Source organism: Qipengyuania gaetbuli (assembly GCF_009827315.1).
Lineage (GTDB): Bacteria > Pseudomonadota > Alphaproteobacteria > Sphingomonadales > Sphingomonadaceae > Qipengyuania > Qipengyuania gaetbuli.
This window is the reverse complement of the sequence record NZ_WTYF01000003.1, coordinates 37,501-49,043: the sequence shown is the minus strand read 5'-3', so window position 1 is coordinate 49,043 and position 11,543 is coordinate 37,501. Positions and strand designations below refer to the sequence as shown.

Genomic DNA, 11,543 nt, shown 5'->3' with positions numbered 1-11,543 from the left:
CCCACCCGAGTGATCAATCCTGCGGAGAATTCGCCGCTATCGGGAGTGTTTCCATGAAGCGGTCGGCAATTCGCCTCGCAGCGGACTGCGTGGCGGAGCGGTCACTCTCGTCGCCCACTTCATAGGTATAGGCGGGGATATCGAATGTCTCGTGGAACCAGTTCTTCGAAGTGCCGGAGCCGGGGTTCGCATTACGCCGTTCGATGGTGAATTCGAAGCCCTCAAGCTTTCCCGCCAATTGCCCAAGCCAGCTATCGAGGAATGCTTGCTCGCGCGCGTCGGTCTCCTCTTCGCCTTGCACGTAGAACAGATTGCTGCGGGTCGAATGGAAGTCGATCATGACAACCGGCCGGTGCGCTGTCGCGTTTGCGTCGAGCCAGGTCTTCACCGCCGCCGTCTCGGGCTGCGAGAAGATGCCCCAGTCGCGGTTGAGGTCTTGCCCGCCGCGGTTGGCCCGCCAATGGCCCCGCGCAACACCGTCGGGATTGACCAATGGGACGACCAAGAAACGATATCTCTCCGCCAGGCCAGGATCCTCAGCCAACCGTTCGACAATGCGGTCGACGAATGCTTCCATGGCAACCGCCCCGCTCACTTCGGGCGGGTGCTGGCGGCCGAGGAGCACGACCAGCCGCTCCGCACTTGCGCTTCCGAGCGTCAATGCCTCTACCGGGCGCTTATCGTGCGATTGGCCGAGCACGATCCGTTCGCCGCCGGTGCTTTTCCAGCGGTCGATCGCCCTCCCATGCCAGCGCGTATCGAGCACCTCCTGCGCGCTGACGCGCGCGCTGCCAGCGGGCAGGACGAAGCTCGCCCGCTTGCCGTCCTGTGACAGCTCGACCGCAAGCTGCCGAGAGGTGCTGCCGTCGCTCCACTTGGGAATGTAGCGATGGTCGCCGACGAGATAGTCGAGATGGACTGTAATCGGTGCGCCCTGCCCTGCCTCGTAGCGGAAGGCGTACCAAGGGCTCGGGTTGATCGGCGGGGCGTGCTCTGGTGCGACCAGAAGGGTGAATTCGCGCTCGCCGTTAATGACGCAGCGCGACAGCGCGGCGCCTTCGAAATCGAAATCTATCCGGACCGCCGGGGTGGCGCAGCCACTGGCCGCAGCTACGGGACCCGAATGCACCGACGGGGGCACGCTCGTCGAGCATGCCCCCGTGGCCAATGCGACCCAGATTATCAGGTGTCGCATCTTCACTGCTTGCAACCCTCCAGGTCAGAACTCCTTGCGCAGTTCGATGTGGAACACCCGGCCGCGCGCACTGTGCAGTTCGCTGTAATAACCGAACTGCTCGTCCGCCAGCGGGGGATCCTTGTCGAAGAGGTTGTTGATGGCGAACCGGAGGCGGGTGCCGTCCAGCGCGGTGTCGTTGTCGATCGAATAGGCGATCGACAGGTTGACGGTCATCTGGTCTTTGACACGGAAGAAGTTGCCGTTGGGATCGTCCGTATCCAGCAGCACGTCGCGCGTCACGCTCGTGTCCCAGACCTCGCCGACATAGTTGGTGAAGAGGCCGACATCCACCGGACCGCTTTCCCAGTTGACCGAGCCGCTGAAGCGCCACTTGGGACGCCCGTCGACCTCGAGCAGTTCGCCAAGGCCGCCCACCGTGACGTCGGTCGGAAGTTCGCCATTGGCGATGCCCTCCAGCAGTTCCTGGCTGTCGGGGCCAGCGGACTGTACGAAGCTGTTCAGGCGCGCCGCGTTGAAGCGCAGGCGGAACTTGCCGAGCCCGAAATCGGGCACGCGGTAGAACAGGCCGAAGTCCCAGCCCTTCGACACGCGGCTGTCGAGGTTGAGATAGGGGTCGAGCACCTGGATGATCGAACCGGCGGGGGCGAGGCTCGTACCGGCGAACAGCGCGATGTCCTCAGCCGTCGGATCGGCGCGGATCACGTTCGGGTTCGTGTCGCCGTTGAGGCGGCGCAGCAGGTCGAGCGCGATGGCGTTATCGTCTCCGAACGTGCCGACGAGCCCGGTCTGCTTCACGCGCCAGTAGTCGGCGGTCAGCGTCAGGCCGGGAATGAATTCCGGCTCGAGCACGATGCCGAGATTGATGCTTTCGCTATCTTCGGGAACGAGGTTCTCGGTGCCCGAACGGAAGCTGACGGTACTCGCCCCCGGGCAGGCGCCCAGATTGGCCAGCAGGCCCTTCTCGACCTGCGCCTGGCAGAAGACGAAGTCGTCGCGGGTGTTGACGCGGGTGGTGCCCTCGTCGTTCACCTGCACCAGGTTCGGGGCACGGAAGCCTTCCGACCAGGCACCGCGAAGCGTGACGCCCGGGAAGGTCGTCCACGAGGCCGCGATACGCGGGACCATGGCGGTCTCGTCGATATCGGTGAAGCGCTCGATCCGGCCGGCCAGCTGGACGTTGAATTCCTCGACCAGCGGGATGTTCATTTCAGGGCTGACGAGCGGTACGAAGACTTCGGCAAAAGCCGAATAGACCTCGCGCTCGCCGCTGGTGTCGGGCGAAGGACTGGTGCCGACGACGTCGCTGCCGTTGAAGTCACCCGTCACGCTGTCGGTGAAGGTGATCGTGCCGTCGAGACGCGGGTCGCGATCGTCGAAGAAGGTCTCGCGGCGCCATTCGACACCTGCCGCCACGCCCAGGTTTCCGCCCGGAAGCGAGAACAGGTCGTCACGGCTGACCTTGAAGTCGGCCAGGGCAAGGCTGGTGCCGCCCTTGCGGAAGACGTCGATCCGCATGGAATCCATCACCGATTCCGGATTGGGCGTGCAGTCGCCCTCGCCCGGATCGCCCAGGCACCCGCCGTTGAACGGGTTGTAGGCATCGGGGCCGGTGCGGTTGATGGCTTCCTGCGCCAGCGTCAGCGACACGCGATTGCGCGCAATGTCATCGGTCCTGGCTTCCGAATAGAGCACGCCGGTATCAAAGTCCCACGAGCCGAAATTGCCGCGCAGGCCCCCGACCAGGCGATAGACGTCCTTGTCGACCGACACGTCGCGGCTGCCGACATCGACGAAGCGGTAACGCTCCATGATGACGTCCGCACCGCCAGAGGCAATCGTCGTGCCCGGCAGGCGGTTCGGGCTGCCGACGGGACCGAAGGGGTTCCAGTAGGCATTGCGCGAAATGCCGATCGGCACTGCGCCGAGGATCGCCGAGGCCTCGTTGTTGCGGCGGCTTTCGGAGCGGTAGAAGCTGCCTTCAAAATAGGCCTCGAGGCTGCTGGTCAGCTCGTAGTTGAGCAGCGCCATCGCATTGTAGCGCTTCTTCTCGCTGATCAGCGTGCCGTCGTAGTTCTGGTTGTAGCGCACGGCGGTAGTCGGCGTGGTGCCGTTGCGCGCGCAAACGCCATTGCCGAAATCGAGGCGGCAGCCCGGGAAATAGTCCGGCTGCAGGTAAAAGTCGTCATCGCCGATCGGCGTGCGGCTCGACGGGGCCTGGATGTCGAACTGGCCGAACGGGCCGAAGGTGTTGCGGTTGTTGAACGAGGCGTCGCCTTCGAAATCGGTGCCTTCGACCAGCGGCAGGCGGTTTTCGTCCGCAGCATATTCGCGTTCCGAAGTCGGCATGCCGTTTTCGTAGTAATAGCCGCCGTAGACGGTCATGTTGCCCCGTCCGCCGCCGAAATCGAATCCGAGGCCACCGCTCAGGCGATAGCTGTAAAGGCTGGTGCCGTCCGAAGCGCGCCAGTCACCTTCCACGAAACCGCCGTTGAGATTGCCCTTGAGGACGGTATTGATGACACCGGCGACCGCGTCGGCCCCGTAGATGGCCGAAGCGCCGTCACGCAGGACCTCGATCCGCCGGATGCTGCCGGGTGCGATCTCGTTGGTGTCGGAGCTGACCACCGGGACCAGCAGTTCGGTCTGGAAACCCGGGTGCAACGTCATGCGGCGACCGTTGATCAGCAGCAGCGTGTTGCCCGTGCCGAGATCGCGCAAATTGATCGAGCCGACGTCGCCGCGCGCGCTGTTCTGCGTGGTGGCGTTCTGTTCGTTGAATGCAACCGTACCGGCCTGCGGGATAGCGCGGAACAGTTCGTCGCCCGAAGATGCACCGGTGTTTTCGATCGCCTGCTCGTCGAGCACGGTGACCGGCAGCACGTCGTTTATCTGGGCACCCTGGATCTGCGAGCCGGTGACGACGATGACCTGCTCGTCCTCCTCGGTCACGGGCTGCTCCACGGCAGCGGCGGGTGCGGGCGCGGTGGTCTGCGCCTGTGCGGTGGTGGCGGCAAGGAGGCTGGTGCCTCCAAGCAGGCCGATCCTGGCAATGGTCTTGATACGCATGGAATTCTCCCCGTTATTCCTCGAATGTCCGCCTGGTGAGCCAGGTTTCGAAAATACCCGGCCACTGGTTCAGGATCTGGTCGCTCGAACCGAGGCCCCAACCGTGGCCTCCGTCCTCGAAAATATGCAGTTCCGCCGCCGCGCCTTTTGCCTTCAGGGCCTGGAACAAGGTGATGCCATGCCCCGGCGACGTGATCGGATCGTCGGCAGAGGCAAAGATGATGGTCGGCGGCGCGTCCTTGCTCGCATGGGTATCGAGCGACCAGGCATCTTCTGCCGCGCTGGTCGGGTTCTCGCCGATGATCTCGCGCCGCGTGCGCGTGGTGTCGTAGGGCTTGCGCAGCGACACCACCGGGAACAGCAGCGCTGCGAAATCGGGCTTTGCGCTGGCCGTCTCGAACCGGTCGCTGCCCTCGTAAAGCGCATGGTCGGGCCGGTAGGCGGTGTAGCCTGCCAGGTGCCCGCCGGCGGAGAACCCCATCACCCCGATCCGGTCGGGACGGATGCCGAAATCCTTCGCGCGCGAGCGGATGATCTTCATTGCGCGCTGCGCATCGGCGAAGGGCGCGCTCGCATCCCAGCCATCGTTCGGCAGGCGGTAGATGAGGTCGAAGACGGTGAAGCCGCGGTCCTGCAGCCAGCGCGCCGCGGGCTCGCTTTCCTTCCACAGCTGGATCCGGAAATAGCCGCCTCCGCCGCAGATCATCACGGCCATGCCGTTGGGATGGTTGGGCCGGTAGACGCGCATCCGGGGGGTCGAGATGTTCGAGACCGCGCCGTAGCCTGCGCCTTCGGTGCCGATCTTTTCCGGACCCGTGGGCCCTCCCCTGCCCGGCGGCGAACCGGGCCAGAGCATGATTTCCTCGTAGGGGTGGGCGAGTGCGCGCGCGCCCGACATCGCCAGGCCCGCCGCACCCGCCACCAGCGCGCTCGAGGAGAGAAACCCGCGCCGGTTGATCATACAGCTCCTCCAAGGGATTCGCTGATCGCCTCGCTGTGGGGCCCGCTGCGTTCGTGCCGCTCGATGTCCTCTCCGGGCAGCGGCATCGGATTGCCCGCCATGGCGGCGGCAAGCCGGTCGGTGTCGAGCGCGTTTTCCCACTTCGCCACGACGATGGTGGCAACGGCGTTGCCGACGAAATTGGTCAGAGCACGGCATTCGCTCATGAAGCGGTCGATGCCGAGGATCAGCGCCATGCCGGCAACCGGCACGGACGGCACGACCGAAAGCGTTGCGGCGAGGATTACGAAGCCGGCCCCGGTAACGCCCGCCGCGCCCTTGGAACTGACCATGGCGACCAGCACCAGCGCGATCTGTTCGCCCAGCGACAGGTCGATACCCACTGCCTGCGCGATGAACAGTGCGGCCAGCGTCATGTAGATGTTCGTGCCGTCGAGGTTAAAGGAATAGCCCGTCGGCACGACCAGCCCGACCACCGGCTTGCGGCATCCGGCGATTTCCATCTTCTCCATCAGGCTGGGCAGTGCCGCTTCCGAGGAGGATGTGCCGAGCACCAGCAGCAGTTCCTCGCGCAAATATTTGATGAGCGCGAAGATCGAGAAGCCGGTGGCCCATGCCACCACTCCCAGCACGACGAGCACGAAGAGCAGCGAGGTGATGTAGAATGTCGCCACTAGCTTCGCGAGGCTGGCGAGCGAGCCGATGCCGAATTCCCCGATGGTGAAGGCGATTGCGCCGAAGGCCCCGATGGGTGCCAGCTTCATCAGCATGTGCACCAGCTTGAAGATGACCTGGCCGAAAGAGCTGAGCACGTCGAACACGAGGTCGCTGTGGGGCCGCGTCGCGGCGATGGCGACGCCGCTGAGGATGGCGACCAGCAGGACCTGCAGGATAGATCCGCTCGTTACCGCGCTGAAGAGGGTGGTCGGAATGATGCCGAGGAGGAAGCCGCTAAGCGTCTGCTCTTCGGCAGTGCTCGCGTAATTGGAAACCGCCTCGGTATCGAGCGTGGCCGGATCGATGTTGAGCCCGGCACCCGGCTGGACCACGTTCGCCACGATCAGGCCGATGATCAGCGCAAGGGTCGAGAAGAACAGGAAATAGGCGAAGGCCTTCCAGGCCACGCTGCCAACGGAAGACATGTCCTTCATGCCTGCGATACCGGTGGCCACGGTTACGAAGATAACCGGCGCGATGATCATCTTCACCAGATTGATGAAGGCATCGCCGAGCGGTTTCAGCGAAGCGCCGAACTCCGGGTAGACATGGCCCACCAAGGCGCCGACGACGATGGCCGCCAGAACCTGCGCATAGAGCTTGCGGTAGATCGGCACCTTGCGATCCGGCGTCCCGCCCGAATCCGCGACCAGCTCAGCTGCGACCAATAATCCTCTCCCCAAATCGGCGGTCTTCGCCGCTCGGGCGAGATAATCGCGCGCAGTGCGGAGAGCGGCAATCACGACAAAGCAATTATGATACTGTCGTAAAATCATGATGTTACCAATTTCCGACCCTAAATTTGTGCGGTTTTTCACACACGATGGTTGCAGTTTGTGCGAAAACTCGCACAACTCTCATCCATGAAGGGGTGGAGGGCACAACCGGGCAGGCTGGCTGCCATCGCGCTGCTGGTGGCGCTTGCTCTCTTTGCCATCATCAAGACCGACGACGTGATGCGCGCCAACGCGCTGGTCGCCGAGGAAGAAGCGGCCATGGACGGCGCGGCGATTCTCGCGTCCAGCCTTTCCAGCGAACTCGACAAGTTCAGCCTGCTTCCTCTCGCGCTGGCAGAAGATCCGCAGGTGAAGGCGCTGGTGGCAGGCGACCGCGACGCAGCGCGCGCGCTCGACCGCCGGCTGGAAACCCTGGCATCGCAATCGGATGCCGCGGCGATCTACGTGATGGATGCGCAAGGACTGACCCTCGCGGCAAGCAATCATGCCCTGCCCACCAGCTTCGTGAATTCCAACTATGCCTTCCGCAGCTATTTCCGCGAGGCGATGGACAAGGGGTCTTCGACCCAGTTCGCGCTCGGCACGGTCAGCCGCAAGCCGGGGCTCTATATCGCTGCGCGCGTCGGCCCTTCGAATGCTCCTTCAGGCGTTGTCGCGGTCAAGGTCGAGTTCGATCGCACGGAAGAGAACTGGCGCCGCGCAACGCGCGGAGTCTACGTGACCGACCGCGAGGGCGTGGTACTGCTGACCAGCGAAGAAGCATGGCGCTTCCATCTGACCGGCAGCGCCCCTGCCGCTCCCCGCGACCCGGCAGAAGACCTCCGGCAGTTCGGGATTGCCGAATTGCCGCGGCTCGAGCTGCCCCTTGCAGGTGCGTCCGGCGAGATCGTGCAGGTTCCGCTGGTCGAAGCGCAGCAGGCCATCGGGCCTGCCGGTTGGGATATCCACCTCATCGTCGATCCAGGGCCGCGCGTGGCTGCGGCCTTGGCAACCGGGCGCCTGGTACTGGTCTCGATTGCGGTTGTCGTGTTCGCGGTCATCTTTGCCCTGTTCGCGGCCAATCGCCGGCGGCGTGCGCACGAAGAAGCGGTTGTCGCACAGCGCACGCGCACGCTGCGCGAACAACTGTCGCAGGCAAATCGTCTCGCGACACTCGGCCAGATCTCTGCCGGGGTGAACCACGAAATCGGCCAACCGGTATCGGCCATCCGCGTGTTCGCGGAAAGCGGGTCAAAGCTGGTCGCCGCCGGCGAGACCGGCCAGGCAGCGCAGAATTTTAGCGAAATCGTCTCCCTTGCCGACCGCATCGGGGCGATCACGAGCGAGCTTCGGCGCTTCGGCCGCCGCCAGCCGGGCGAGAAACGGATTGTGGCCATTGGAGAAATCATCGACGGTGCCCTGCTGCTACTGCGCGACCGCATCCATTCGCACGGGAGGGATATCGACCTTCCCGAGGAGGATCTGCGCAGGGTCACGGTTGAGGCCGAACACGTCCGCCTGGAACAGGTTCTGGTGAACCTGCTCCAGAACGCCCTTGATGCGACCGACTTCGGCGGACGGATCGCCATCGAAATCGCGCTCCTGCCCGATGCCGTGCACCTTCATGTCGTCGACGAAGGGCACGGAATCCCGGCAGCGAGCCGGGATACGCTGTTCCACCCCTTCGCAACCAGCAAGGATGACGGACTGGGACTCGGCCTAGTCATCGCCCGCGAGATCATGCGCGACCTTTCGGGTGACCTCGTCTTCGACGCCAACCGGCAGCACACCACTTTCACGATGATCATCCCGAGGCACCGATGACAGCCAAAGGTGCAACGGTACTGTTGATCGAGGATGACGACGCGCTGCGCGCGGGTGTCACACAGGCGCTCGAACTCGAGGGTTACGCGGTCGAGGCCCATAGCGAGGCGCAGACGCCGCTCCGCATCCTCTCGCCCGAATTTGCAGGCGTGGTGGTGAGCGACGTCCGGCTGCCGGGCATGGACGGTATCCAGTTCTTCGCCCGATTGCGCGAGCTCGACCCCGACATACCGGTCATTTTCACGACCGCTCACGGCGACGTCGACATGGCGGTCGAGGCGATGAAGAACGGTGCAGCCGACTTCTTCCCCAAGCCCTATTCGGTGTCGCGCCTGGCCATGTCGGTCGAGCGGGCGCTCGGGCGCCGCGCGTTGGTGCTGGAAAACCGCAAGCTGCGTGCCGAACTCGCCGACCAAGGTGGGCCGAGCGCCTTTGGACGCTCTCCCGCTTCGCGCAGGCTAGAAGCGATCGTCAGCGAAGTCGCCCAGACCGACGCCGACCTCGTCTTGCGCGGTGCGCCGGGCACCGGGAAGAGCGCTCTGGCCCGACACATCCACGACAAGAGCGCGCGAGCCGACCGACCTTTCGTCGTGGTCGACCCGGCCATCTTTGCAAACGAGGAAGCGGATCTTCTCCTTTACGGACGCGATCCATCGGTCGCCCTGTCACGCTCTGGCATGGTCGAACGCGCCAATGGAGGCACGCTGGTTCTCGATGCCATCGACAATATTCCGCGCAAGGCCCGCGCCCGGCTGGCCAATCTCGTCGACACGCGCAGTTTCTTGGCTTTAGGCGCGAGCCGGCCCTACCAGGTCGATATCCGCATCATCGCCATTTCGGGCGCGAACCGCGCGAATGCGAAGGCAAAGTCGAAGGCCACCGCCGACGTGGTCGACAGGCTGGCCGGCGTGACCGTACCGGTCCCGTCCCTGACCGACCGGCGTGAGGATATTCCGGATTTCTTCCGCCGGTTCGTCGCGGAATTCGAACTGCTTCTCGACCGTGCCGCACCTCCCGTCATGGAAGGCGACTGGCATCACCTCCTGACCCATGACTGGCCGGGCAATCTGCGCGAGTTGCGGTCCTATGCGCAGGGGTTCGTCCTCGGGTTGACTCGCATGGAGCCGTCCGGCCCGCCGATAACCGGCAGCACGAGCCTCAAGGACATGCTTGCGAAATTCGAACGAACGGTTCTGGAAGACGCCTTGTCCCGGGCATCGGGCAGCATCGGCACGGTACAGGCCGAACTCGCGATCCCGCGGAAGACACTTTACGACAAGCTTGCGCGGCACGGCTTGCGGCCGGGCGACTTCCGCAGCGATTGAAAAAGCTCTCCAGCCTGCCGGCGGCGCACCCTCCTCGCTCGAACTGGCCCCGGAATCAAAAAACCCCGCTGAAATCAGCGGGGTCTTGTGGCCTACAAGGCTAGTAACGGTGGTTGCGGGGGTTGGATTTGAACCAACGACCTTCAGGTTATGAGCCTGACGAGCTACCGGGCTGCTCCACCCCGCGGCACCGTGCCGTCATCCGGGCGCTTGGCCCAGAGACGAAAAAGCCGCCGCTCGGTTCGCACCGGCAGCGGCCTTTTTGAAACTGTGAATGGGTTATCCCGATGCCCGCCGGCTTTAATGCCTGGCGACGACCTACTCTTCCAGTGCTTAGGCACTAGTACCATCGGCGCTGTCCGGTTTCACGGCCGAGTTCGAGATGGGATCGGGTGGGTCACAGACGCTAAGGTCACCAAGCAATAGAGCTGGCGGACATGGGTTAAATCGATGCTTTGAGCTTTTCTGGGCTTATCCGGCTTTGGAGATTTCCTCCGACCAAGACAGCGCAGGGCTGTCGTTGATGGTGGGATCCTACAAGCGCGAAAAGAACTATTAGGACCGGTTAGCTCCACACATTACTGCGCTTCCACACCCGGCCTATCAACGTCGTGGTCTACGACGGTTCGAAGATACCTTATCTTAAGGGAGGCTTCCCGCTTAGATGCTTTCAGCGGTTATCCCGTCCGTACATAGCTACCCAGCGGCACCCTTGGCAGGATGACTGGTACACCAGAGGTACGTTCACCCCGGTCCTCTCGTACTAGGGGCAACTCCTTTCAAGTATCGACGCCCACGGCAGATAGGGACCAAACTGTCTCGCGACGTTCTGAACCCAGCTCACGTACCACTTTAATTGGCGAACAGCCAAACCCTTGGGACCTGCTCCAGCCCCAGGATGTGATGAGCCGACATCGAGGTGCCAAACGATTCCGTCGATATGAGCTCTTGGGAATCATCAGCCTGTTATCCCCGGCGTACCTTTTATCCGTTGAGCGATGGCCCTTCCACGAGGGACCACCGGATCACTATGACCGACTTTCGTCTCTGCTCGACTCGTCAGTCTCGCAGTCAGGCAGGCTTATGCCATTGCACTCTTGCAGACGGTTTCCAACCGTCCTGAGCCTACCATCGCGCGCCTCCGTTACTCTTTAGGAGGCGACCGCCCCAGTCAAACTACCCGCCACAGAGGGTCCCACTACCGGATAACGGTAGCTGGTTAGACATCAGAAAACAGCAGGGTGGTATTTCACCTATGGCTCCACGACAGCTGGCGCCGTCGCTTCAAAGCCTCCCACCTATGCTACACAACTCTTTCCTAATGCCACTCTGAAGCTGCAGTAAAGGTGCACGGGGTCTTTCCGTCTAACCGCGGGTACTCCGCATCTTCACGGAGAATTCAATTTCGCTGAGCATATCCTGGAGACAGTGGGGAAGTCGTTACGCCATTCGTGCAGGTCGGAACTTACCCGACAAGGAATTTCGCTACCTTAGGACCGTTATAGTTACGGCCGCCGTTTACTCGGGCTTCAATTCGGAGCTTGCACTCCTCCTCTTAACCTTCGAGCACCGGGCAGGCGTCACACCCTATACGTCGTCTTGAAGCCGACTTAGCAGAGTGCTGTGTTTTTGCTAAACAGTCGCTACCCCCTGGCCTGTGCCCCCTGAAAAGAGTTGCCTCGATCCAGGGCCTCCTTCTTCCGAAGGTACGGAGGCAATTTGCCGAGTTCCTTCAG

General features: G+C 63.1%; 6 protein-coding genes, 1 tRNA gene and 2 rRNA genes (1 of these 9 running past the window's edge). 2 read left to right on the top strand and 7 right to left on the bottom strand.

The features are described from left to right. Positions 1-13 precede the first annotated feature (13 nt). The 4 genes from GRI42_RS00500 to GRI42_RS00485 are packed head-to-tail and all read right to left on the bottom strand — an operon-like array spanning position 14 to position 6,595. Positions 14-1,195, bottom strand: a complete 1,182-nt coding sequence (locus GRI42_RS00500; protein ID WP_160606119.1) for a M14 family metallopeptidase — start codon at positions 1,193-1,195, stop codon at positions 14-16. A 24-nt stretch (positions 1,196-1,219) separates the two neighbouring features. Beyond that, a complete protein-coding gene (locus GRI42_RS00495) occupies positions 1,220-4,264 on the bottom strand; it encodes a TonB-dependent receptor domain-containing protein (RefSeq protein ID WP_160606118.1) in 3,045 nt (1,014 codons plus the stop codon). A gap of 13 nt (positions 4,265-4,277) precedes the next feature. Beyond that, positions 4,278-5,225 (bottom strand): alpha/beta hydrolase, encoded by a 948-nt coding sequence (locus GRI42_RS00490; RefSeq protein WP_160606117.1) that lies wholly within the window; start codon positions 5,223-5,225, stop codon positions 4,278-4,280. After that, the gene (locus tag GRI42_RS00485; protein WP_234033764.1) at positions 5,222-6,595 is read right to left on the bottom strand and encodes a dicarboxylate/amino acid:cation symporter; all 1,374 of its coding nucleotides are present in this window, start codon (positions 6,593-6,595) and stop codon (positions 5,222-5,224) included. The genes GRI42_RS00490 and GRI42_RS00485 overlap by 4 nt, the downstream gene beginning before the upstream one ends. 210 nt (positions 6,596-6,805) lie before the next feature. Here GRI42_RS00485 and GRI42_RS00480 point away from each other — a divergent pair, with 210 nt between their 5' ends. Then, positions 6,806-8,482, top strand: coding sequence for a sensor histidine kinase (locus tag GRI42_RS00480; protein WP_160606115.1), 1,677 nt, complete (start codon positions 6,806-6,808; stop codon positions 8,480-8,482). Then, entirely contained in the window at positions 8,479-9,807 is a 1,329-nt protein-coding gene (locus tag GRI42_RS00475) for a sigma-54-dependent transcriptional regulator (protein ID WP_160606114.1), read from the top strand. The genes GRI42_RS00480 and GRI42_RS00475 overlap by 4 nt, the downstream gene beginning before the upstream one ends. Positions 9,808-9,917: 110 nt before the next feature. On the opposite strand, the gene GRI42_RS00470 is transcribed toward GRI42_RS00475, so the two are convergent. From GRI42_RS00470 to GRI42_RS00460, 3 genes are all read right to left on the bottom strand, one after another. Next, positions 9,918-9,994: transfer RNA gene (locus GRI42_RS00470), tRNA-Met, on the bottom strand. A gap of 118 nt (positions 9,995-10,112) precedes the next feature. After that, positions 10,113-10,227: ribosomal RNA gene (rrf, locus tag GRI42_RS00465) — 5S ribosomal RNA — on the bottom strand. Between the two features lie 115 nt (positions 10,228-10,342). Beyond that, a 23S ribosomal RNA gene (locus GRI42_RS00460) occupies positions 10,343-11,543 on the bottom strand; it runs 1,589 nt beyond the window's last position.